The 24,619-nt window shown below is 46.7% G+C and carries 16 protein-coding genes; 5 read left to right on the top strand and 11 right to left on the bottom strand.

What is annotated here, in order from left to right:
* Positions 1–698: 698 nt before the first annotated feature.
* On the top strand, positions 699–2,234 hold the full coding sequence (locus BTJ40_RS09470) for a DUF1254 domain-containing protein (RefSeq protein WP_238152179.1): 1,536 nt from the start codon (positions 699–701) through the stop codon (positions 2,232–2,234).
* Between the two features lie 28 nt (positions 2,235–2,262).
* Here the strand turns inward: BTJ40_RS09470 and BTJ40_RS09465 are convergent, their stop codons facing one another.
* Positions 2,263–3,294, bottom strand: coding sequence for an AraC family transcriptional regulator (locus BTJ40_RS09465; protein ID WP_108732856.1), 1,032 nt, complete (start codon positions 3,292–3,294; stop codon positions 2,263–2,265).
* 115 nt (positions 3,295–3,409) lie between these two features.
* Between BTJ40_RS09465 and BTJ40_RS09460 the strand changes: the two genes are divergently transcribed.
* The gene (locus BTJ40_RS09460; RefSeq protein WP_108732855.1) at positions 3,410–4,939 is read left to right on the top strand and encodes an NAD(P)/FAD-dependent oxidoreductase; all 1,530 of its coding nucleotides are present in this window, start codon (positions 3,410–3,412) and stop codon (positions 4,937–4,939) included.
* Between the two features lie 749 nt (positions 4,940–5,688).
* Here BTJ40_RS09460 and BTJ40_RS09455 read toward each other — a convergent pair.
* From BTJ40_RS09455 to BTJ40_RS09415, 9 genes are all read right to left on the bottom strand, one after another.
* Positions 5,689–6,663: a DJ-1/PfpI family protein gene (locus tag BTJ40_RS09455; protein ID WP_108732854.1), complete on the bottom strand. Its 975-nt coding sequence runs from the start codon at positions 6,661–6,663 to the stop codon at positions 5,689–5,691.
* Positions 6,664–7,591: 928 nt separating this feature from the next.
* A complete protein-coding gene (locus BTJ40_RS22275) occupies positions 7,592–7,747 on the bottom strand; it encodes a hypothetical protein (RefSeq protein WP_157953984.1) in 156 nt (51 codons plus the stop codon).
* A gap of 22 nt (positions 7,748–7,769) precedes the next feature.
* The gene (locus BTJ40_RS09445; protein WP_108732852.1) at positions 7,770–8,135 is read right to left on the bottom strand and encodes a DddA-like double-stranded DNA deaminase toxin; all 366 of its coding nucleotides are present in this window, start codon (positions 8,133–8,135) and stop codon (positions 7,770–7,772) included.
* A 45-nt stretch (positions 8,136–8,180) separates the two neighbouring features.
* Positions 8,181–8,417, bottom strand: coding sequence for an RHS repeat-associated core domain-containing protein (locus tag BTJ40_RS23140; RefSeq protein WP_369974285.1), 237 nt, complete (start codon positions 8,415–8,417; stop codon positions 8,181–8,183).
* Positions 8,418–8,815: 398 nt separating this feature from the next.
* Positions 8,816–10,753 carry a hypothetical protein gene (locus BTJ40_RS09435; RefSeq protein ID WP_108735228.1) on the bottom strand — a complete coding sequence of 646 codons (1,938 nt, stop codon included), beginning with the start codon at positions 10,751–10,753 and terminating at the stop codon, positions 8,816–8,818.
* Between the two features lie 612 nt (positions 10,754–11,365).
* Positions 11,366–12,592: a phytanoyl-CoA dioxygenase family protein gene (locus tag BTJ40_RS09430; protein WP_108732850.1), complete on the bottom strand. Its 1,227-nt coding sequence runs from the start codon at positions 12,590–12,592 to the stop codon at positions 11,366–11,368.
* 67 nt (positions 12,593–12,659) lie between these two features.
* The gene (locus BTJ40_RS09425) at positions 12,660–14,666 is read right to left on the bottom strand and encodes an alkyl/aryl-sulfatase (RefSeq protein ID WP_108732849.1); all 2,007 of its coding nucleotides are present in this window, start codon (positions 14,664–14,666) and stop codon (positions 12,660–12,662) included.
* Between the two features lie 176 nt (positions 14,667–14,842).
* Positions 14,843–15,997 (bottom strand): acyl-CoA dehydrogenase family protein, encoded by a 1,155-nt coding sequence (locus BTJ40_RS09420; protein ID WP_108732848.1) that lies wholly within the window; start codon positions 15,995–15,997, stop codon positions 14,843–14,845.
* Between the two features lie 254 nt (positions 15,998–16,251).
* Positions 16,252–16,761 (bottom strand): Lrp/AsnC ligand binding domain-containing protein, encoded by a 510-nt coding sequence (locus BTJ40_RS09415; RefSeq protein WP_108732847.1) that lies wholly within the window; start codon positions 16,759–16,761, stop codon positions 16,252–16,254.
* A 141-nt stretch (positions 16,762–16,902) separates the two neighbouring features.
* Between BTJ40_RS09415 and putA the strand changes: the two genes are divergently transcribed.
* The 3 genes from putA (at position 16,903) to BTJ40_RS09400 (ending at position 23,228) form a co-directional block, all read left to right on the top strand.
* Positions 16,903–20,049: a bifunctional proline dehydrogenase/L-glutamate gamma-semialdehyde dehydrogenase PutA gene (gene putA / locus BTJ40_RS09410; protein ID WP_108732846.1), complete on the top strand. Its 3,147-nt coding sequence runs from the start codon at positions 16,903–16,905 to the stop codon at positions 20,047–20,049.
* 254 nt (positions 20,050–20,303) lie between these two features.
* The gene (locus BTJ40_RS22270) at positions 20,304–20,693 is read left to right on the top strand and encodes a hypothetical protein (protein ID WP_157953983.1); all 390 of its coding nucleotides are present in this window, start codon (positions 20,304–20,306) and stop codon (positions 20,691–20,693) included.
* A gap of 555 nt (positions 20,694–21,248) precedes the next feature.
* Positions 21,249–23,228 carry an alkyl/aryl-sulfatase gene (locus BTJ40_RS09400; protein WP_238152178.1) on the top strand — a complete coding sequence of 660 codons (1,980 nt, stop codon included), beginning with the start codon at positions 21,249–21,251 and terminating at the stop codon, positions 23,226–23,228.
* Positions 23,229–23,550: 322 nt separating this feature from the next.
* Here the strand turns inward: BTJ40_RS09400 and BTJ40_RS09395 are convergent, their stop codons facing one another.
* The gene (locus BTJ40_RS09395) at positions 23,551–24,618 is read right to left on the bottom strand and encodes an RCC1 domain-containing protein (RefSeq protein WP_238152177.1); all 1,068 of its coding nucleotides are present in this window, start codon (positions 24,616–24,618) and stop codon (positions 23,551–23,553) included.
* Position 24,619: the final 1 nt, after the last annotated feature.

Here is a 24,619-nt window from a genome sequence, read left to right as displayed (position 1 = left end):
AAACAACTCAACATGACTAAACATTACAAGTATCACAAAAGATAAATAAGTGAAAAAATGAACAAACCCTTTTTTCATTCAGTGGAAATCATTAAATTGAAAATTAAATAACAATCAGCCCATTATTGTAGAAATTAATTTCAATTTAATCTCACAAAAAAAGAAAATATTTTCGGCACTTGAGAAGACGCAGCCAGCACAGTTTCCACCGAACCGACTGGTCACATAGCCAAAAATATAAATATTCAAAATTTATCTAATTTATTAATGAGGAGGGAATTTCTCTGTGCAATCTGTGCAGAGAGCTTCTTTTCACAAAAACCAGGCACTTCATAGAGCCCCAAAAGAATTTTTAGGGCCGAACTGGCAAAATAAATTCGACAACAGGAAGGTTTGATCAGAATTTTATTGTGGCCCCTGCTTTATCTGATATCTGGAGCAGGAGAGCGCTTAACCCAATCCATAGCGGCTAAATATTTTCCGGTAGACTAATTGTTACAACAAGAATGATTTTTTACGCCATCATCTTTAGCCTCCTGACTTAAGCAGGAGTTACCGCTGTGGTTACCAGCCATATGGCTAAAGCTCTCTTACTGCATCATCGGCATCTAACACAAAAAATTGGCACGATATAACGCTAAGAGAGGAAACAATACCACACACTTACGTATCACAAACGCCTTCATATAGGGGTAGCTATGTTGATTCGCTTACTTCAGTGCGCAATTGGATCAGCTGGAATGTTATTACTGTTGAATTACTCACAGCCTATTTGCGCCAATGTAAGTTCAGAGACACTGAAATCTATCAGTACGCCAGACAAAGTAGATAGCAGTATTGGTACACTGGAATTCCGTGATGGAGCTCCCTACCCTCAGACAGCGGAGAAACTGTACGACTATTTAGATCATATGCGCGCAGTGGATAGTTTCCTTAAAGGGATTCAGGGAGCTTCAGTCCATGCCTTAATGAAAGGCGGAAGAGGGCTGGGCGCCAAGTCGGCCCATGAGGTACTGATTTTTGATCGGCTTATGAACTCTGAGTCTCTTTTTCTCACTGGCAATACTTCGACTATTTATACGCTGGCTTTTTTAGACTTGAAACGGGACGGGCCAACCGTATTTCATACACCGCCGAACGTTATGGGCGCATTTAACGACGCCTGGTTTCGCTTTGTAGAGGATATCGGCTCCTCGGGGCCAGATAAAGGCCGCGGTGGCAAGTTCCTGGTACTGCCCCCGGACTACAAAGGCAATATCCCGTTCGGTTACTTTCCCATTTATCCCCGCTCTTATCGCTTATGGGTATTTATGCGTTCTCCAAGCAGCCAACCTTTGCAGGAGGCAGTACAAAATGTCAAAGATAAATTGAGGATTTATCCCCTATCCCAAAAAGGCAACCCGCCGAGAATGGTCTTCATCAGCGCCTCGGGAAAGGCCTTTAATACTATCCACCCCAATGATTATAAATTTTACAAACATTTAAATGAGGTCGTTCAATATGAGTGGGTTGGTATGCTGAACCCAGAAACACGAGGACTCTTCGCCTCTATAGGTATCGAGAAAGGAAAAGCATTCAGCCCTGACGAAAGGATGACCAAAATCCTGACAGATGCAGTCTCTATCGGTAATGGTATTGCCCGGTCAATTGTCTGGTATCCACGGACAGACAAATCTCTCTCAGATATCAAAATCTACCCAGGCACAGATAGTGCCTGGGTAATGGCGTTTCCCGGCAAAAATATTTTCTTTAATGGTCCAGATGGCAAAACCATTAACAGTGACGCAAGAGTAAGTTACTTTTATCCCTACACGGGCGTCAGCCCGGCAATGACAGCGATTGAGCCCGGCAAAGGCTCTGATTACGCCATAGCTTTTGTCGATGAGAATAAAGAGCCATTTGATGGCTCTAAAAAATACAAGTTGCACCTACCACCCGATGTCCCTGTTAATGCCTTTTGGGCGGTAAATATCTACGACAGTCAAACTCGCTCAATGCTAAAAACCAGCCAGCCCTTCCCTGCCGTCAGCAGCCAGTCGAAAGGTGTCCAGCAAAATTCTGATGGGTCCTACGACATCTATTTTGGGCCCAAGGCGCCAAAGGGGTTGGAGAAAAACTGGTTGGAGACTCTGCCCGACAAAGGCTTTTTCGTTATCCTGAGATTGTATGGGCCTTTGGGGCCCTGGCTGGAAAAAACCTGGCGCCCCGGGGAAGTGGAACCTACCGAATACTGAAAGAATCTGTCCTGCAAGCTAACTGGGCCTATCCTGTGCCCCCCCTGGATATAACTCCGGTAAGACGCATGCGGTGATTCCTGGGAGTCTCCGCAAACCAACGTCGACAAGCTCGCTGAAATGTACTCTGCTCGGAGTACCCCAACAAACCGGTAATCTGCCCCAAAGCCAGATTCGGATCAGACAAGTACCGAGTCGCAAGATCCCGCCGCACATTATCCAATAGCTCTTCAAACCTAAGCCCTTCCGCAGCCAGGCGGCGCTGTAAAGTTCTGGGGTGAAGCTTGAGCACCCCTGCCACAGTGCCAAGCTGAGATCTGCCACTAGGCAGTATGTCACTGAGTAATTGTCGAATTTCTACAGTTAGAGGAACGGGCAGCGTCGCACTCTGCTGCTCCAAATGGTGAATGGCCAATCGCTCAACCACTGGATCGGCAGACTTCAGTGGCGTATCCAGAAATGCAGCTGGGAAGTCCATCGCGCAATAGCCCGAGCTAAACAGAACCTCACACCCAAAGTAATTGCAGTAGTCATCCTCTGCCATTTGAGGACCATGAGGCAACAGTACGTTTTGCGGGCAACACTCAGTCTCTACCAACATCCGTATCATCGTCAGCGTATTTCCCAGCACCTGCTCCCGAATCTGGCGATAGCTACTGAGAGCTGGGTCCTGCCAATCAAAAACAATACGTAGTACCTCTCCATCACCTAATGGTTTCAGTTGCATACTGAGGGATGAACTATGAAGGGAAAGAAAGCGCCTAACGGATAGCAAGGCTTGCCGGGGAGTGGCCGCGTTGCATGCAACTACACCTATCCCCCCGAGGCGGTCCACCCCTTGTCGCGATGCTAGACACAGCCCCAAATCGGGGCGATCTAACCGGTGTGCTGCAGTTTCCAGCAGGCGCGCGACCTCAACAAATGATACCAAGCGGGAATCCGCCGGGCTGATATCACCTGGCATACCGAACTCAGCCAAGAAGGCTTCCCCCCTGTCCCCAAGCTGCTCCACGAATTCACTGAAACCGGAAAGAATACTGACTCGTACAAGGCTACCCATAACTTGCTCCCCATCCTTGTGGCGCGGAAAGACAATTATTTGTCGCAATCTAACAATAAATCATAAGCACATCTACCCAGTCTATAAGGCATAGAAATTTGCAGGGAAAGGGACTGTGAAATCGACTCATTTCGACGTATTAATTATCGGCGCGGGACTATCAGGGGTAGGAATGGCTTGTCATTTGAGTCGCGAATGCCCCAGGCGCAGCTTCGCCATTATCGAGCGGCGGGCACAAGTCGGCGGCACCTGGGACCTCTTTAAATACCCGGGCATTCGATCTGATTCCGATATGTACAGCTTCGGCTATGATTTCCAGCCCTGGTCCGGCGAGAAAATACTCGCAGATGGCCCATCTATCCAAAAATATATTGAAACCACGGCAGAGCAATACGACGTTAAAAAGAGAATTCACTTTGGAATAAATTTAACTACGGCGAACTGGTCCAGTACAGACCGAGTTTGGACTCTGGAAGGCCACAACACCAAATCTGGCAGCCCAGTGAGATATACCTGTAATTTTCTGATTGCCTGTACTGGGTATTACGACCATAAAGAGGGCTACTTGCCGCAATATCCAGGTATAGAAAACTATCAAGGAAAACTGATTCATCCCCAACAGTGGCCAGAAAATCTGGACTACCGCAGCAAGCGTATTATCGTGATCGGTAGCGGCGCTACCGCTGTTACCCTGGTCCCCTCGCTCGCAACTACCGCCCAACATGTCACCATGTTGCAACGCTCCCCAAGTTATATTATTTCAGTTCCGTCTATCGATAAAATCTCCCGAGTACTATCAAAATTTCTGCCAGCACCCTGGGTCCGCAAGCTCGGGCGCTGGCGCAATATCAAGTTACAGCGCTGGATTTTTAAAGCTGCAAAGCGCTGGCCTAACTTTATTAGAAAGTTACTATTAAAAGATGTAAGAAAAAGCCTTCCAGCCAATTACGATCTCAGTCACTTCGATCCCAGCTACAACCCCTGGGACCAACGTCTCTGCGTTGTACCCGATGGAGATCTGTTCTCCTCAATTTGCTCAGGAAAAGCTTCTGTTGCCACCGGTGAAATAGAAACCTTTTCACAACAAGGTATCCTGCTCAAGTCGGGGCAGCAATTGGACGCAGACATTGTTATCAGTGCGACCGGATTAAAGTTGCAAGTGCTAGGAGGTATCAAACTCTGTATTGATGGTACACCGGTAGCGGTCAACCAAAAGCTGACTTACAAAGCGGTGCTAATGGAGGGGGTTCCTAACATCTCATGGGTATTCGGCTATACCAATGCCCCCTGGACTCTTAAAGCAGACATTACCGCTCGCTATATTTGCCGATTATTCAAATATATGGACACACATAACTTTCAAGTGTGTACAGCGATAGATAGCAAAGGGTGTTCTGAGCAAGGATCGGTGATGAGCAGCCTGGATTCTGGCTATGTAAAACGGGCAAACAGAGAACTTCCCAGACAAGGTAAGTATTACCCATGGCGCCTGTTAAATAACTATGAGGAGGATTGTAAGATACTCCTTGATTCAGCGATTGAGGATGAATTTTTAACTTTTTTGCCCCACCAATCTGACACCGAGAAAACTCTAAAGGCAAAAGATAAAAATAACACATCCCCTATCGAAGTAAGCAGTATTTAACTCTCAGGCAGCATTTAGAGTGCGAGCCTCGGCTCGCTTCTATTTTACCTTTCGTCTGGCAGACGGATATAGAGACTGTACAAAATCCCTAGCTCCAAGACCAGACTAAAAATCCACAGCAAACAACCGCCATGAATATTGCCTGACCCAGCAGTCACACCTACAAAAATGCTACAAACTATTCTAGTTGATCCGCCAACGATGCCTTCTCGGAATTCGTTACGGGCTCCACGAAACCATATAATCATGGGGTAGTAAATCCGAATATTGGGTCACCAGACAGGATGGCTTATTGTGAGAGCACTGAGTATTTTTTTAATTTTGTCCTCGCTGTCAGTAGCTTCAATGGCATCTTCTGTAAGCATAAAACTAGAAAACTGGGACAGAATTTGTCAAATTCAGGTTACCGGCGGAAAAAACCCGTCCTTCACAAGTTTTCAAACCTTTAATAACATAAAAAGAGGATGGTCAATCTCTAAACCCTACCAAATATGCTATCGCCGGAATGAAGAACCCTCCCAATGTAATTCAAAAATGACGATGTGGCGGTGCAAACGGTATGTTCAATCTGAAGACCAGAAGGCAAATACTTTCCCTATATTCTAGATTTTATCGACTTCACTTTTACCATTAAAAGTTTCGCCTACCCGCACGACAACCAAATATCGCCCGCGCTATAACGGCACAAAACAAACCTTAAAGCCGGAATTGGGCAAAAACCCCGCACACCTTTAATGATAGCTACCAAATTATGACGCTTGATCTAATATACTGAACTTAAGTACCCAAGGATTGATATCAGAGAGAGCAATAAAGTCAACTTGCAATACACTACGATTATCAGAAAACTGATACACCCATTTATTGTCAATAGACTTTCCCTGACCCTTCTTCCAGTCGGGGTTTTCTTTCATTTGCTCACTTAACCAGGCTTTTACAATTTCCACATCACCGGAAAGCTGAAACGCTGTATACCATTCTTCCAGACTACCATAGCTATATTCCTTAGAAACAAACTGAATTGACTCAGGCAAGTCACCAAGGTTTGGCATGATTTTATCCGCCATCATCCCCCGGATATAGCCCCCCTCCGGCACCCACTGGTACTCAATCGTCGCTGCGACACTTTTGGCTTTCTCAATCGTATCAACCTTGCTTACCAGATATAAAGCGCCGTCTATACCCGATGAAAGGCCAGCGGTGGTAATAAACTTGCCGTTATCAACAAACTTTTTATTCTTTACCAAACCAATATCAGGGAAGTTTTTCTCGAACGAATCAAATGCTCCGCGAATGGTAGTTGCTTTCTTACCATCCAGGAGTCCAGTTCTCGCCAAAATAAAAGCACCATTGCACACCGATAGAACGTACTGCGCTTGCTTAGACTGTTCTTTAATCCACTGCAAAAGTTCCGGGCTCTCCATTGCTTCATTTATGTTACCCCCAGGGATAATTACTGCATCAAATTGATTATCCTGATCAAAGCTGGTATCTGGAGCCACTTTAAGCCCCATGGCTGAAGCAATGGTTCCACCATCTTCCGAAACCGTTGTTAAACGATAATTGGCTTGGCCAAAAACCTCATAAGGTCCAGCATAATCAATGGTTTGTGCACCATCGTACAACAATATTCCAATATGAAAGGCATCTTTAGACGTGGAGTGAGCCCAAACCATATTGCTTAAAAGTAGCGAGTATAGGGTAGCCCAGATTAAAGATCGCATAGCTATTTCCTTTTTATCTTTGGTGAGTACAGATATATGCTTAAGCGCTTATCGGATACCTCACGCAAAGCCCAAACATATAAATAAGGTATTTCTAGGGAGTACAGTTAGAATTGTAAGCTAGTGAATTTGGTCACAAATGACATAAAGTCGACAAATTCAGACATCGGCGGTTAGATGTAACAAATACTTTGTTAATGATGATATTCAAATTAGATACTGGCTATTTTTGTATACTTTCTATTGCATTAGATTTCTTCTCAGCAAGGCCGCGATATCCAAAGTCAACACTGGGTTAAAGAAACGCCTAACTAAATCTACAAGCTAGAGCGTCAATAAAAAACCAAACCAGGCGATTTTGAGAAAGCCGCTTCAAGTCTTACCAGGTAAAAAAACCCTTTTCCTCTCGAGCACCCTATGCCGGCCTCACCCCCATGCAGCCATAAAAAAATCATCACAAGAATCAGATTGCATCTAGATCCAACAACGTATTCGCCAAGTAATCTGAGGCCGGCAATCCAAACCTTCTGCCATTTACATGGTGACGACCGTCTCAACAAGTTATTTATTGAACACCTCTATATCAGATGGAAATTTTACAATATGTATTATCATCCAGATTTAGTAGACCTTTAATATTCAACAATATCCAACATCCCCCTCAATACGAAAGGGGAAAGGGGAAAGGGGAAAGGGGAAAGGGGAAAGGGGAAATATCTACGCCCTCACAAAGCCTTTTCATCAACTCTATCACTTCATATTCCGTCAAGATTGCCTGCAAAGATATAAGTGATGGGCATCCAGAGATCAACACCTCCTCATAGATATCATCATCACCTAAACATAAAACCATATTCTTCTTATTTACTTTATCATAGGCAGTTACAAACCAACCTTTAACTTTGCTCTCCCCACTCTGAAATAATGCTTAAACAAGGAACTCACCACCTAACACAGCTCCTTTTAACTGCACTTCAATCTCAGGATGCTCAACTTTTCCAGACTCAATATCACTCATCAAACTGAAAAGATTTTTAACAGACACATTCTCTTTATTAAAACAAGATATACATTTAATTTTCACTAACTTTACCTCCATTCAAAACTCAGACAATAAAGTGACAAAACCTCCATGTCCAATATTTCCCATGGGTAATGGGTAATGGGTAAGTTACGAAAAGCATCTCCCCCTCCCCTAACAACTCTTGCTCACTCGTATCCATTCCCTGCCCCCTACAAAATTGACAAGGACCTCCAATATAATTGATATATACATGAGCCACACTAATATTGTTTTCTTGCATGATTGAGGCGATATGTCCTTCAACATGTTTCAAAGCAATTTGTACGTCCTCTGACAAATCAACTTTGCCATAATCATATACTCCAGTTGGAAATGGTCTGCCACTTTTTAGTTGGTATTCTGCACCATTAATGTCCAAGATTCCTCTTGTAGGATCTACATTTTTCATAGTAGGTAAATTTGGATGAACATGACTTGAAGGATTTGGCCTTACTCAAGAATCATTTCCACTTATGTTTACACTGTCATAGCTATCAGCATGCAACCCTAATGGATCTATCCAACTCAATGAGTTAGGTACATACCGATAATTATTCGCTCCTCCCAGCAAACCAATCGGTTCCTGCTGGGTAAACTTTCCTATCTGCGGATCATAGTATCTAAACCGGTTATAGTGCAGCTCTGTCTCTTCATCAAAGTACTGCCCCTGGAAGCAGATCGGTCGCTCAATTTGATTCTTATGGGCTAAGGCAATATAGTTGCATAGCTCACTCTTTATTGATTACGAACCAGCCATGCAACATTCCTTTGCTGCCAGCTCAAAGTAAAATAAAATTCACTAGAAATACTCTGTCATTTCCAAACGCAGTCTCCACCACCCAAGGAGTCGCAACTTCCGCTACCACTGCCGACAAAACGTATTTTCCAGAACAGGAAAGCCGCGCGATTATACTGAGGGGAGATCAGGAAATGGGTTACACAGGAGCACAATAAAAATGATGCACCCTATTGTAATGGCACGTATACATGAGTTACGGAAACAACTTGAAGAGAGGGGGATAAATTACTAAAGATATACAGGTATAATTTAATTTAGGGCAAGCCTAAGCTTACCCCAAATCAGCACAATTAATTTACACTGTCAGAATGATAAACAATTGCCTGCCAAACATTTTGTTGACCACCTAAATAATTATCCAGGGTAGGATTCTTAATATAGCTCCAGGCAACTTTACCATTGCCCAAGTACATAGGCTCATCCAAACCTCCCCAACCGTAGTCAGTCAATTTTACCGGCCCTTCAAGGACATTTAAGTCTGCATCAATCTCCATTACATAGTAGGCTTTTGGCACCAGCATACGCATGGCGTCACCACCCTTATTGTAACTGCGATTGTACGAGAGGTTGTCGGAGATACACTGGAACTGCGCGTAACCAAATAGGTAACGGCCATTTTTCAGATCAACCAGCTGGGGATCACTAATTTGGCAGTCGGAATCCGTTGCCAGCCATTCAATACCATTACCTTCAATACTGCCTTCCCCATCAACTTTTGCAATACCTACACGTGTCAGGGAAGTAGTATCCAAGGCATCTCCTGAATAGAGGCCCTGTCTGGAAATTACGGGATATTCACCACTGTCGATATATGAGAAGAAGCAATTACGAATGCCGTTATCAGCACATTGCCCATCGAAGGGCCCATCACCACTAATATCGATGCCCAGCTCATCCTGTAAGAACATATCCATGTTTGCATCTTCAATATACTTCGGGGATACAATAACTGAGAGGTTTGTATCGGCATCAACAGGAACAACCGTATGGCCACCGCCGTTGGATATCATTGCACTTGTCGAGGGAACTAAATGATTATAGGTGCCTTCATAAACAGAAGATCCACTGTCCTCCATTTTAATAGCGATCGCATTCAGGCCCGGGGATGGATAATATTTATTTCCGTCGCTGGTACACAGAGCCCCGTACATCTCATTCCCTGGATTATAAAAAGCTCGAATATTCAGAACATGGCCATGGCCACACGCCCAGTACCAACCCCGGTGATCATCCCCGGAGAAGGACATTGACCAGTCATCTCGATTGATAATCGTCAACCCTGCCGAATAATGCGAACCGCTAACAAGAACACGAGCAGTTACGGAAAACGCATAACTTGTACGCCCCTGGCTATCATCCTCTACATACAATAACTCCTGAGTCCCCAAATGAGTGCCGCCATGCATTTTATTGACAACATAAGCATCTGGAGTTTCAGTGATAGGCTTGTTATCCCATTCCATTAGCCAGATCTGGTCATTATACTTCTCCTCATTATCGGTACCTGCAACACTGTCAAGATTATCTTCAATCTTCATCCAGGTTGTACCGTACTCTTCTACCAGATCTTTCTCGATATCATATCGCTCACTGGCCTTATACTCCGTATTACATAAAACAGCGACTCTGGAGCAATCCGAACTGGCCGTAATACCATGTGACTCATAGCACTGATTCAGAATGGTGGCGTTACCAGTCTGCTCAAAGCTCATGGTATCAGGGTTATATTGAAGCTCGTAAACTGACCCATAGGTTGTATCAGAGGCACTATTCCCCTCTGACAAAGTAGTAGATACATACATTTTTGGCTGGTCAGTATCCGTTGCACAGGAGGCCGTATAGCTACGGATAGGAATATCAATATTTTCCTCATCCTGTTCACTATCCGTACGGCCAATATAGTGGGCCAGCTGGTAAACCTCCTGAGCATTTACCATTGCATTAGGCAAGGTGATATCTGTAGCGGTAATTGTCGCAAACCCGAGTTCAGCTGTTGACACATCGCCAACAGTTACAGTCGATGGGTCATTATCAGGCAATGAGGAATCATCCCCACTATCACCTGTTCCACTTCCTCCACCTTGATTACCCCCACTACTATCATCTCCACCGTCGCTCACAGGTGGAGAATCGGAGTCAGAATCCGACGAACCTCCCCCTCCACCACAAGCTGCAAGTGCCGCAGTTAGCGCAAGTACCAATAATTTCTGCCCGAATAACTTTTCCATAATCGTCTTAAGTGCCGTGTTTTTTATTTTGGTGTTAGGTACCGTCCAAAACATAAGTTCCAGACAGTCATGAAATGCAAAAGTGGGCGAAATTTTAGCGGAAACAAAATTTAATTCTGTGCGTAACTTAATAAAATGTGAACACAATAAGGACGCTCAAAAATGAGACTTTCAGCACCGACTATCAGTCAAACAAGGTATATAGGGGATTAGAAATCGACAACTAGGAGAACGTTAAATATCATTCAAAAATCATGATCCAACTCTTATCTACAGAGCTATGAGTTAGAAAAAGTTTGATACACATTAGAAACACCCAATCCAGCGAACAAATTTAGATAGATATGCTGGCCATTTTTCGACCTCCTTCACTCCCGCCCCCAACTTAAAGAGCACATCAAAAAGTCCTGAAATGATAAGCCGGACGTCATATGTCAAAAATGATGAATGAGTTCTACTCTCTCCTTTACACGATCTACGGAACATTACTTTCTATTGGCGATCCTTGGAAACTACAAAACTCGCTGTATTCTCTTTCGAGTCAACCTTATTAGAGCTTCAGAGAAGGCGCTCTTATCAAGCACTTACATCCCTGTTAAAACCATGCTCCCACTAATCTCTCATTATTTTATTGTATCCAAATGAATCCTTCCCATATACCTGAAAGGAACTCACTTCTGGCAAGTCGTATTCAATCGATCCTTCAGCGCTTGGGAAACGGTCTTTTCCCGATGGAGCCACCCTAACGTGAGTCGATGTACAGCGGCCCAAGAAAGAAAAACGGAAATCATCCTGAGTGCTGTTAGGGTATGAAGCATGCATATTAAGAGCCGAAAAAATTAGACACTCTCCAGCCTTCATCTCTACATCTAAAACTTCAAATTCATCAAAAAAATTATCTCCAAGTATTTTCAATGCTGTATAAAATGTTAAAGAGCTCTTTGCCACCAGAGAGCCATAAAAAGCTATTTTCCCAATAGCATAGTAATACGGTAAAGAAAACGGCAACAGCGACAAATAGAAGTACCCATTGTTTTGCATATATTCATATAGGTAACTAATTCTAGCATCCGAAAATGACCCAGGAAGTAAACGCAAGCAGCCATTCTCACGAGTAGCATCAGTTAAAGCCACCCACGCATTCAGCTGAATTATCGCCGGATCCGTATCTAACGTTGGTTGAAGCTTGGCATATTTACCAGCCTCACGGAAAGTTGCATTTTGATGCCAGACAGTGGGCCCGGTTCCTGGCATCTTGTGGAAAAATTGACTTCGCCAACAAATAACTTCATTGCCAAGCAGGCTAGCTAAACGGTGCGATATTTTAGGCTTTCTTAGAAGCTCTCGAAATGAAGGGAGACGTAGTGCTTGATAGGTTCCAGCATCTTCTATCGGCCAATCCCCATGTCTCATCCCGATATCACGAACCTTGTCCCCCAGAAAACTAATCCCATGGAAACTTTTATCATACTCATCAAGGGCAAGCCCTTTTAGCTTGGCAGCCTCACTCTCTGAAACAACAGAAAATGGTGGCAAATAACCATATTTTTTGAAAAAATCCAGCTCCTCCTGACTGAGGAAATTGCTCTCCCCGTACTCATTTATCTCATCAGGCTTTGGAAGCCTAAGTGGCAGATTCTTTAAAGCATCCAGATCTGCAAAGAACTTTTTTCTCTTTTGAACTTTCCATGGAGCAATCAAGAGACGATAGATAACCAAGCCTACTATTGCCAAATAAATATGCAGCTTCTGAAACCAAGAAATAGTGAAATCGGCACTATCCTCCAAAGTCCCTATTCCTTTCAGCATCTCAGATAGAACGCTTCCCTTCTTTGCCATTCTCGCCACCTTACTCCTGCCAATCAATGCTCTTTTACAATCTACTTACCTCTAAGCCAATCCGAGCTTAGAAGTCCTTTGGCATCATTTTATCCATTGGCTCAGGAGTAACCAGATTCCACCAGAAATCGAATCGGTCCATAAGGGAGAGCAATGTCTTTAGCTGCCCCGTATCACCCTCAATTTTTATCCTCCCGTCCTCCATCTTTTCCTGAATAGTCGTACTTCCCAGGATAATATCGTTCAAATCTGAACGATTTATCACAACACTGCTGTCAGGATTCTCGACAGGCGGGCCATAGTTTAATACCGCATTCTCAAGAACAAGTGCATAATTTTCTTTTACATCCGGCATACTGATATTGATTGAGAGATTTTTACCGGTTGCCTTGGGGCCGTTGAGCCGAATTCCCAGGTAATCAAAAATCAAACCAGCCGGCATACTGCGAATAGTGTCCGGGCTCGCAGTCAGAGGAACCGGGTATCGCTGGATGCCATCCCGCAATTCCCTGGCACCGCTTAAAAAAAAGTTTCGCCAGGTACCATTTTCCTGCTGGTAACCCAATTGCTCTAATGCATCTGCCAACAGGTCCCTTGCTGCACGATTATTAGGCTCTGCGGAAACCAGTCTGTCGAGCACTTCCGCAACCCAGCGATACTCTCCTTCCTCATAGTCTTTCTTAGCCTGTTTGATAATATTCGCTGCCCCGCCCATATACTCTACATACTTTATTCCCGCTGCCGTCGGTGGCATTGGATATAGACGAGCGGGATTACCATCGAAAAACCCTAAATAGTAATTCCAAACCGCGCGGGTATCGTGATTTACACTGCCGTAATAGCCTCGATTGGCCCAGTACTGTGAGAGCTCGGGAGGCAGCTCCATCAGCTCTGCCGTTTGAACCATGTTGTATCCGTGATTGGCTAAACGAAGAGTTTGATCGTTGAGGTACTTGTAGAGGTCACGCTGTTTTTTCAAGTGATTCACCACATTTTCTGGCCCCCAGGTTGGCCAGTGATGGGGCGCAAACAGGACTTCGGCTTTTCCTCCCCATCGCTGTACTGTTTCATTGAGGTAGCGGGACCAGTCGCGGGCATTTCGGACTTTTGCTCCCCGCAAGGTATAGAGATTATGCAGGGTGTGAGTTGCATTTTCAGCGGCGGTTACGGCTTTGAGCTGAGGAATATAAAAGTGCATTTCTGCCGGCGCTTCGGAGCCCGGCGCCAGCAGAAATTCAAAGGTAAGACCATCCACTTCCATGGTTTGTCCAGTCTCAACTATGGAGTCTGTCGGCTCTATCAGCGTGATAGTGCCAGTAGAGGTTTCTAGGCCCAAACCAGACCCCAAGGTACCTTTGGGATCTTTAGGAATCAGATTCCCATACATAAAACTGGCGCGACGCGCCATATGATTTCCCGCGAAGACATTTTCACTGACAGCTTCGATCAGGAAATCCTGCGGAGCTATTACCTTAACCTTACCGGATTTTACCTCCTCTTCGTCGATCACACCGCGAACTCCTCCGTAGTGGTCGACATGGCTATGGGTATAAATCACAGCAAGGACAGGCTTGTTTCCTCGATGCTCTCGATAGAGATCCAGCGCTGCTTCGGCCGTCTCGGCAGAAATCAGCGGGTCCATAACGATGACCCCGGTATCGCCCTCAATAAAAGTTATATTGGAGAGGTCCGCACTGCGAACCTGGTAGATTCGCGGTATCACCTCGTAAAGACCACCCTCCGAAATTAATTGCAGTTGCCTCCACAGGCTGGGGTTGGCACTGTCAGGAGCCTCTTTATCGCGAGCAAATTGAAATTGCTCCAAGTTCCATACCGTATCGCCTTTGCTGTTTTTAATAACACCATTGTTTGGTAAAGGAGCAATAAACCCCCGCTTTACATCCTCAAAGTCCTTCCGATTTGCAAAAGGGAGCTCTTTCAGCACAGCCTGGTTTGACTTCATTGTAACGACACTAGCGGGATTGGGTTCTTGCGCCATAACACTTACGGTCGTTAGCAAACAGGCAAGGAATACTAGGAGCAGCGAAAACAGCGGCAGCTTGTTAACGTTCATCAGTTGCTTCCTTCCCATGGTTCGCAAAGTGATGCGGCAGAGCCCCCTGTAGAGGATAGGTAGGAAACTATTGAGCGGGCGGGTATTTATGCCGGTATCAGGAGAATAGCCGACAAATTTATTGGGAAAGGAACACATAAGCCGGCGAAGAGCGCCGGCTTATGTGTCACTAAATATTATCTGACATCCAGTAAATGCCTGGCAATAATCAGGCGCTGGATCTCACTGGTACCTTCGTAGATTGTAGTGATTCTCACATCCCGACTCATACGTTCAAGTGGATATTCACGGGTATAGCCCACGCCACCATGCATTTGCAGAGCTAGATAACATGCCTCGTTAGCCTTCTCACTAGCGAACAGTTTGCCCATTGAAGCGGCAGGACCAAAAGGCATACCGGCATCTTTCTGCCAGGCAGCTTGCAACAACAGCAATCGCGCACCTTCCAGTTCGGTATATTTATCAGCCAGCTGCCATTGAAGCCCCTGGAATTCTGCCAGTTTTTTACCAAACTGCTCCCGCTCATGCAGGTAAGCCCGGGCACAATCCAAAGCTTCAAAGCCAATACCCAACGCCAGGGAACCAATACCGATTCTACCTCCAGCTAGCTCACCTGCAGCGATACGGAACCCCCGGTTTTCTTCACCGAGTAAATTGGACGCGGGAATTCGGCAATTGTCGAAGGAAACCTCATTCGTAACAGAGGCCTTCTGCCCCATTTTCTCTTCGGCCTTGCCAATCACAAGGCCAGGCGTGCCGGCTTCAAGCAGGAAGCAGGAAATGCCTTTTCCTTTTGGCGCAGAAGAATCTGTCACCGCCCAAACAACAAAAATACCAGCAAATTCGGCACTACTGATAAAGAGCTTACTGCCGTTGAGAACGTACTCATCGCCCTGCTTCTCTGCACGGGTGCGCATAGAGGCCGCATCGGAACCGGAACCGGGTTCGGTGAGGCAGAAAGAACCCGCCGGGTACTCACCGCTACAAATTTTAGGGAGGTATTTTTGGCGTTGCTCTTCCGAACCTACTGCCTGGATAACCTCAGCCACCATGTTGGTTACCGAGGTGGTGGTTGCAGTGGATGCGCAGCCTCTCGCCAGTTCGGCAATCGCCAGGGAAAACGCCACGGTGCCAGCACCAGTGCCGCCATAATTGGGATCAATATTGATTCCCATAAAGCCCAGCTCTGCCAATTGCTTGAGCTTTTCCAACAAGAGCTCTCTATTACCGGTCTTGTCGAGTTCAGCAGCAATGGGTTTCAGTTCGCTGTCAGCAAATTGCTTTGCCGCATCCTGAATCATCTGCTGTTCTTCGCTCAGTGAAAAATCCATACAGTACCTACTTATAGTTATTACGGACAAATCACACGGCACCCACCTTGGTACCGCATCGCTATGCCGAGCATAATAAAAACCGCGCCGACAATGGTTGCCAATTCCACCTATTCAACCATGAAATCAGCAATCAATCCCTATGATTGAGGCCTGAGGTGAGAATTCAGATTCCTACCCAGGTTCCCAAAAAAGCCAACCAGCAATATCGCTACAGTTCTCTAACCCCGCACAGGATATTTGACTGCACTCAATTAGCGCCGCGAACCTTTCACACTGGGTTCTGGGTCCGGTACCGCTACAGCGGTATCAGTCTTCACTTCCTCCATCACCACGTAGGTGTGGGTTTCCCTTACTCCCGGTACAGATGCCAGCTTTTCACCGAGGAAGCGGCGATAACCCAGCATATCCTTAATACGGATTTTCACCAGGTAATCAAAACCGCCGGCAACCATATGGCACTCCTGGACCTCCTCCAGTCCAGCCACATGCTCATTAAAGGCTTCCAATGCCTCAGTTGCTGTATTGTTCAGGGTCACCTGGATATAGACCACCAGGCCCGCATGAACTTTGAGCGGGTCGAGTAGCGCTACATAGTCGCGAATAAATCCTTCCCTTTCGAGCCGCTTGACTCGCTCCAGGCAAGGGGTGGGACTAAGGTTAACCCTGCGCGCCAATTCCACATTCGGCAAGCGGCCGTGACGTTGCAGAATTCGCAGTATTTGGCGATCAATACGATCAAGATCTTCCAACTGTCGAGACATTACAAAATACCCTACTGGTAATCACGCAATTAGGCGTGATATTTAACCACAACTCGCAACATTATGGCGATTAATTCTAACGATTTTCGCACATAATCCGGTTTTTTATTCTGACCCTAGATATAGAGCTTGGGAGACGATATGTCGACAAACTTCGCCGGAGACCTCCAGAATGCCCGGGACCGGGCACGCGAGTATTTGCACGCCGACGAAAACCTCTGCGTGAGCGAGCTGCTGGCTGCGCCACGCCCCAGCGACGAGATGCGCAAGAAAATTCTGAACACCTCGCGCGCACTGGTTCATCATTCACGACAGCAGCGCAGCAAGCGCGGAACGCTGGACGCTTTCCTTCAGCAATTCGGCCTTTCCAATAAGGAAGGGGTTGCATTGATGTGTCTGGCGGAGTCCCTGCTCCGGGTACCAGATGCCGATACTGCCGACAAACTAATCGCCGAGAAAGTGCATTCCGGCAACTGGTCCAGCCATCGTGGCCAGTCCGACTCCCTGTTTGTGAACGCCTCAACCTGGGGCCTGATGCTTACCGGCAGCGTAGTAGAACTGGACCCGGATATCACCGAGCGCCCCTCCCACTGGATGAAACGCCTGGTTAGCCGTATCGGCGAGCCCATGGTTCGCACCTCTATGATGCAGGCCATGAAAATTATGGGTGGCCAGTACGTGCTCGGCCGCACCATCAAGGAAGCATTGAAACGCGGCCCCAAAGAAAACCTTCCGGGTACCCGCTTCTCCTTCGATATGCTGGGCGAAGGCGCCCGCACCATGGCCGACGCCCACCGCTACTTCGATGCCTATATGATGGCTATCGAAGAGATCGGCAAAGACAACACCCAGCGGGATGTGGTTGAGGCCAACGGTATTTCCATCAAGCTTTCCGCCCTGCACCCCCGCTACAGTGTGCTGCAGCGGGATCGCGTAATGGACGAATTGCTGCCCCAGGTGAAGCGTCTTTGTGTCGCCGCAGCCCAATACGATATGGGCCTGAATATCGATGCAGAAGAGGCAGACCGCCTGGATATCTCACTGGATATCTTCGAGGCGCTCGCCCGCGATCCTGAAATAAAAGAATGGCAAGGACTGGGTTTTGTACTCCAGGCCTATCAAAAGCGCGCTCCCCATGTCGCCGACTGGCTGATCGCCCTGGGCCGCGATACCGGCCGCAAGCTGATGGTGCGTCTGGTTAAAGGTGCTTACTGGGATAGTGAAATCAAACACTCCCAGCAAATGGGCCTGCCGGACTACCCGGTATACACGCGTAAATGCCACACCGATCTGTCATACCAGGTCTGTGCGAAAAAACTGTTGGAAGCTGGCGATGCAATCTATCCGCAATTTGCCACCCACAACGCCTACACCGTCGGGCTGATTCTTGAGCTGGCCAATGGCCGCACCGACTTTGAATTCCAGCGCCTGCACGGCATGGGCCACTTGCTGTACGCACAAATTGAAGCGGTACACGGCAAGCGTGTACCCGTACGCGTCTACGCACCCGTAGGGGCACATCGTGACTTACTGCCCTACCTGGTTCGCCGCCTGCTGGAAAACGGAGCTAATAGCTCCTTTGTTAACCGCTTTATGGACGAGGCAACGCCGGTTGAAGCCCTGGTCCAGGACACCCTGGAACAAAGCGAAGCCTGCAACCCCTACCGTCACCCGCAAATTCCTGTCCCGGAGAATATTTATATGGGCGCAGAAGCCCTGCCGCGGAAAAACTCACACGGCATCGAACTGACTGATCCACTCTCCGTTGATCCCCTGCTGAAAGAGCTTGAGCAGCAACGCGAAAAGCATTTCCTCGGTGGCCCTATCGTCAACGGCACCATGGGCGAAGCGGAAGAACCGGTTTACAACCCGGCAACCGGCGAAAAAATTGGCCACACCGCGAATACTGATAAGCACCTGATTGAGCAGGCCTATGCCTCTGCCACTGAAGCGCAGATCGACTGGGATCGCCAGGGTGGAAAACACCGCGCGGATATCCTCGACAGAATTGCCGATCTCTACGAAGACAAAGCCAATGAACTGGCTGCAATTATTTGTATTGAAGCGGGCCGTACCCTAAATGACGGCATTAGTGAAGTGCGCGAAGCTATCGACTTCTGCCGCTACTACGCCAACGGCGCACGCCAGCATTTCAGTGAGCCCACCGAACTGCCCGGCCCTACCGGTGAACAAAATCAGCTGTATTTGAGTGGCCGTGGCACCTTCGTGTGCATCAGCCCTTGGAACTTCCCCCTGGCAATCTTTACCGGCCAGGTGGTTGCCGCACTCGCCGCCGGTAATGCCGTACTGGCCAAGCCCGCAGAGCAAACCCCCATCATCGCTGCACACGCCGTGCGCTTGATGCTCGATGCCGGTGTGCCGCCAAAAGTACTGCACTTGATCACAGGTACCGGTGCCGCAGTGGGCAAACTGCTGATCGAAGATCCCCGCCTGGGCGGTGTAGCCTTCACCGGCTCTACTGAAACCGCACGCCTGATCAACCAGCAGCTGGCAGTGAAAGAAGGCCCGATTGTACCGCTGATCGCCGAAACCGGCGGCCAGAATGTCATGGTCGTAGACTCCACCGCCCTGCCCGAACAGGTAGTAGACGATGTAATTCAATCTGCCTTCCTCAGTGCCGGTCAGCGCTGTTCCGCTCTGCGTATCCTGTGTGTACAGGATGTCATCGCCGATAACCTGTTGAATATGCTGAAAGGCGCGTGTGAAGAACTGACCCTCGGCGATCCCGGTAAACTGGATACCGATATCGGTCCGGTTATCGACGAAAAAGCCCTCGGCATGCTGGAATCCCACCGCGAGCGCATGGCGAAAGAAGCCAAGCCGCTATTTGCATTTGAGGAAGCGAAGAAGCCCAGCAAAGGCACCTTCTTCGGCCCGCAGGTAGTAGAGATTGAAGATTTCTCCGTGCTCAAGCGCGAGACTTTCGGACCTTTCCTACATGTAGTTCGCTTCAAGGCAGACGAGCTGGAAGACGTAATCCGCCGCATTAATGCCACAGGCTACGGCCTTACCTTCGGACTGCACTCCCGCATCGAAGGCCGTGCCCACGCGGTATTTAAGCGTATCAACGTCGGCAACTGCTATGTAAACCGCGATATGGTTGGTGCAGTAGTAGGTGTTAACCCCTTCGGCGGCCACGGCCTATCCGGCACCGGCCCCAAAGCCGGTGGCCCGCACTACCTGTTCCGTTTCGCCAGCGAAAAAACCAAAACTATTAACACTGTTGCCACTGGCGGTAACACTGCACTGTTTACATTGGGGCAATAAGCTCCCATAAAACAATGAGAGAGCGGGCTTTTAGCCCGCTTTTTTGTGGAGAATCATTTCGCTAACTACCCACAAAGTACCAACTCCAAACTTCCCTTCCCCGTAAATTTTTCAGCCCCTGTAAATTAATCGGATGAATCAAAGCAATTACTTCAATTTCAACCGCAGCCTTTTGCAGCAACAAGCCATGTATTTTCTTTAACAGCCCCACATAAGGTATAGTTGGCCAACCCTATAAAAATAGAATGGATTCAATGAAAAACACAATAGCTGGAATAATAATAGGCTTAGTCGCCGGATACTTAGGCCCATTAATTACAGGATATTCTTCAGCCATTGCTATACCCGAAACTTTCAGAGCATTCCTTTCAGGTGGAGGAGCTGTCCTTTGGGAAGTTTTTGTTGTCCATTTACTAGGATATGGATTAATTGTTTTCACATTCGTTTTTTTAGCATCTAGGCTGATAAAACTGCATCCATGGGCAACTGCAGCAACTGCCATTATCACCTGCGAAGCCACTCTATATTTTTTCCACACCAGTGAATACACACTTCACGTGCCTCATATCGTAGCTCTGGCATTTTGCGCATTCTTAAGCGCAACACTCTCCAGGAAGAGCGCAAACATATCACCTGCCGTTTAATTGCCGCTCGAGTTAAGATTAATAGAAGATAGAGAATCTTTAATCCGCAATCTGTTCAAATTTGAGTAAAAAGGTATCTTATTTCTAAAATAAAATTTGATAAATAAGATACCCTATTTTGAATGACGATTTTGGTACTAGCATCAACAGATAAAAGCTAAAAATAAATTTACCTTTACGACCATATACCATCATAGAAATTTTCTAAACCTGTTAAATATAAAGCTCCTAAGAACATATAAAAAATATCAGATTAAACTTTCAGCTGCGACAATCCAGCCCCTTCGATTCAGGAAGTACAAACTCTTCAACTTATGCTCATTACCGGCAATCGTGACTGTATTGGCAGAAAATACAAAGCCCAATGACAAATCTGGTTAACCAACAAGTTACATGTGAATGTTTCCACCGTAGAAAGACTTTTACACCGCCAAACCGTTAATTCTTGTCTTGACGCGCCACCAGAGGTAGTAGAAGCTGAAGCACTCTGGGTAATGACAATGCTACCCCAGTATAAAAATGAAGTTTCATGTAAACCAATTTTGGGGAGTCTCAATGCGCTCGCTGATACTGATGTGGTTTCTGTCCTTCTTTTTGATAGCCTGTGGTAGTGAGCCGAAAACTCGCACAGAAGCTTTAAATACTGAGATTAAACCCGCCTCCAAGGCAACTATTTCCCATAATAGATCTCTGGCCAAACAATTACCCTTCAGCGATGAAACTGATTTTCTGCTGGCTAAGCGGGGATTTATTGAATCTATTCCCGGCGCACTGGTAAAAAATACCGAAGGCCGGGAAGTCTATGGCCTATCTCAGATGCAGTTTTTACAGGGCAATCCTCCAGACACCGTCAATCCTAGCCTTTGGCGTCAAGCTCAGCTCAACGTCCTGAATAACGGCCTGTTCAAAGTGGTAGATGGTATCTACCAGGTGCGCTCGCTGGATCTGGCCAATATGACCCTGGTGCAGGGAAAAAGCGGCTGGATTGTAATCGACCCTCTCACATCAGCAGAGACCGCAGCTGCAGCTCTTGAGCTGGCCAACAAGGCGCTGGGCGAGCAGCCAGTGAGCGCGGTGATCTTTACCCATAGTCATGCAGACCACTTTGCTGGAATAACCGGAGTGCTTACCAAAGAACAGTTAGCAAGCGGTTCTATCGACATCATTGCACCAGAGGGCTTCGCAGAGGAAGCGATCAGCGAGAATGTTCGCACCGGAAATGTGATGCAACGCCGTGCGTTATACCAGTTTGGCAATTTGCTCCCCTCTAGCCCAGAGGGCTTTGTCTCGTCCGGCTTAGGCAACAGGGTATCCGATGGTGAGCACGGCATCGCCACACCGACGATAGAAATCTCTGAGAATGGTGCAGAGATGAAGGTTGATGGAGTGGATATTGTTTTCATCAACACCCCCGGGGCCGAAGCACCCGCGGAGATTGTGTTTTTCTTCCCCCAATTTAATGCTCTCTGTATGAGCGAGATCGCCAACCATACACTCCACAACATTTACACCCTGCGTGGCGCGAAAACCCGCGATGCCAAAGCCTGGAGCCGCTACATTGAGTATGCTATGGAGAGATTTGGCGACAAAACTGAAGTGGTTTTCAGTAGCCATCACTGGCCTACCTGGGGTAAAAATGAAGCGATGGATTACCTGGCTAAGCAACGGGATCTCTATAAATATATTCACGACCAGACCCTGCGCCTGGCCAATCACGGTTACGATATGGTTGAAGTCGCAGAACGCCTTGAACTGCCCGAAAATCTCTCTCAGGCCTGGGCCAATCGGGGTTACTACGGCACAGTCAATGTTGGGGCCAAGGCTGTTTACAATCGCTATCTGGGTTATTTCGATGGAAACCCGGCAAATCTCCACCCAGTCCCTCAAGAAGAAGCTGCAGAATATTATGTCGATTATATGGGTGGAGAAGAAGCCATTATGACGAGGGCTCGACAGGATTTTGCTCGTGGCAATTACCGCTGGGTTGCCATGGTGTTAAAGCATTTGGTTTTTGCCGAGCCTGATAACGAGCAAGCACGCTACCTATTAGCTGACAGCCTCGAGCAGCTGGGCTACCAGGCAGAATCAGGTATTTGGCGTAACTTTTATCTCTCTGGCGCCATGGAATTACGTCATGGTATCGAATACCGTGAAGAAGTACTTCCAGATGAAGATATAGTAGCGCGAGTCCCCCTACAGTTGCTGTTCGATGCAATGGCGGTACGCTTGAATGGTGAGAAAGCAGCTGATGCAAATATCCATCTGAATATCGATATGACTGACACCGAACAAAAGTACTTAGTTGTTGTACAAAATGGAGTGCTTCACGGCTATCCCGATCGACACAGCGATGACCCTTCTGCCAGCCTCGCTCTTAGTAGCGCAGACTTGCGTCTGATGTTTAGCGGTCTGGTAGGTGCCCCTACCCTAATCAAAGATGGCCGTCTTAAGGTGAGCGGCAACCCTCTTGCATTGATAAAGTTTGGTCGGCTATTTGATGAGTTTGATCGTAATTTTAGCCTTGTAACACCTTAAAAATTTAAGCTTTCAGTAAATACAGATCAAATTCGCGAGCCGCAACCATCATTACACTAAATATCGGCAGGTAGCTGTATTTATTTAACGATCTTAAAAAAATAAGCAACTCAACAAAATCTTAATAAATGAGTTTAGCCAACATCAATGGCCTTGATAATTCGTGCACACTCAATTGGCTGGCAATTTAAACCTACCCGCAGCCAATTCCTGAAGGACATATAACAGCCCTCCAATTTAAAATGGCTAACTTACACTACCCACAAACATACAGAGCCCTTCATACTCTGTATGTTTGTGGGAATAGGAGTTTTATTTTTTACTAGCGATTGATTAACAGTGCCCCGCCAAGACCACTACAACTTAATTTACGTCTATTCTCCGCACAAATACCCCCATTATATCCTTCGATCTTGGTTACATTACCTATATTCAGGGTATCCACTATATTCTCGTTTATTGAATCCCCCCAACAAGTAACTTCGCCATTCGCCTCAAGGGCACAGGTTGCTCTCCAGCCAGCATGTAAATCAACGACGTTAGTGAGCCCGAAGGGAATACTAAGCACCCCATTAGAACTACTACCCCAGCAATCTACACCATAATCATCAGCAACACAGCTGTGGCCATCATCTTCGCTATGGGGATAAGGGAAACTACCTCCAGCAGCAACACCTACTGGGTTTGTTAGGTTATATCGATCACTAGATTGGTTTCGATAATTCGCTCCCCAACATCTTGCAGTGGTTTCTCCATCCAAAACGCAATTATGGTTCGTACCGGTATTTAATTTATGTGGCTGTAAAATATTGGTTGGAACATTTAAAACACCATTGGTATTTGACCCCCAGCACACAACTGCTCCATTATCGATGGCGCAAGTATGTGAGGTTGACGCGTCAATCTCCGTAACATCTGTTAAGTCCGCAGGAAAAATTAAATGCTCACCCTCCCTGCCCCAACAGTGCATACCCGTATCAGCCCATACACAGCTGTGAAATCTACCAACTCCAATTGCCTTCGGCCCACTTACACCAGAAGGAACATTAAGAAGTTCAGGCTCATTATGCTCCTTTCCAAAGCACATCACTTTGTCTTTATTAAAACCACACACATGATCGTCACCGACATCGTAGTCGACTAAATCATACCAAATTGAAGATTGACCATAATCATTTTTACCCCAACATACAGCACCAAAAGTAGTCTCAGCACAGTTGTTATGGATCCCGCTATGCAATTTGGTTACATCGGATAAGTCGGAGGGCACGTCAACTTGCCCGGCTATACTATTGTCACCCCAGCAATTTACTTTACCGAGATTATTTAAGGAACAAGTATGATAATAACCACTATCCAAGCTAACGACGTTGCCTAAATCACTAGGCACA

Source organism: Microbulbifer sp. A4B17 (genome assembly GCF_003076275.1).
Classification (GTDB): domain Bacteria; phylum Pseudomonadota; class Gammaproteobacteria; order Pseudomonadales; family Cellvibrionaceae; genus Microbulbifer.
Note: the sequence above shows the minus strand (reverse complement) of the source record. Positions and strands in the feature narration are given on the sequence as shown.

Excerpts from the sequence above, each read along its gene's own strand:
- BTJ40_RS09470 (WP_238152179.1), top strand. The coding sequence starts at position 699 with ATGTTGATTCGCTTACTTCAGTGCGCAATTGGATCAGCTGGAATGTTA.
- BTJ40_RS09465 (WP_108732856.1), bottom strand. The coding sequence starts at position 3,294 with ATGGGTAGCCTTGTACGAGTCAGTATTCTTTCCGGTTTCAGTGAATTC.
- BTJ40_RS09455 (WP_108732854.1), bottom strand. The coding sequence starts at position 6,663 with ATGCGATCTTTAATCTGGGCTACCCTATACTCGCTACTTTTAAGCAAT.
- BTJ40_RS09445 (WP_108732852.1), bottom strand. The coding sequence starts at position 8,135 with ATGAAAAATGTAGATCCTACAAGAGGAATCTTGGACATTAATGGTGCA.
- BTJ40_RS09435 (WP_108735228.1), bottom strand. The coding sequence starts at position 10,753 with ATGGAAAAGTTATTCGGGCAGAAATTATTGGTACTTGCGCTAACTGCG.
- BTJ40_RS09430 (WP_108732850.1), bottom strand. The coding sequence starts at position 12,592 with ATGGCAAAGAAGGGAAGCGTTCTATCTGAGATGCTGAAAGGAATAGGG.
- BTJ40_RS09425 (WP_108732849.1), bottom strand. The coding sequence starts at position 14,666 with ATGAACGTTAACAAGCTGCCGCTGTTTTCGCTGCTCCTAGTATTCCTT.
- BTJ40_RS09420 (WP_108732848.1), bottom strand. The coding sequence starts at position 15,997 with ATGGATTTTTCACTGAGCGAAGAACAGCAGATGATTCAGGATGCGGCA.
- BTJ40_RS09415 (WP_108732847.1), bottom strand. The coding sequence starts at position 16,761 with ATGTCTCGACAGTTGGAAGATCTTGATCGTATTGATCGCCAAATACTG.
- putA (WP_108732846.1), top strand. The coding sequence starts at position 16,903 with ATGTCGACAAACTTCGCCGGAGACCTCCAGAATGCCCGGGACCGGGCA.
- BTJ40_RS22270 (WP_157953983.1), top strand. The coding sequence starts at position 20,304 with ATGAAAAACACAATAGCTGGAATAATAATAGGCTTAGTCGCCGGATAC.
- BTJ40_RS09400 (WP_238152178.1), top strand. The coding sequence starts at position 21,249 with ATGCGCTCGCTGATACTGATGTGGTTTCTGTCCTTCTTTTTGATAGCC.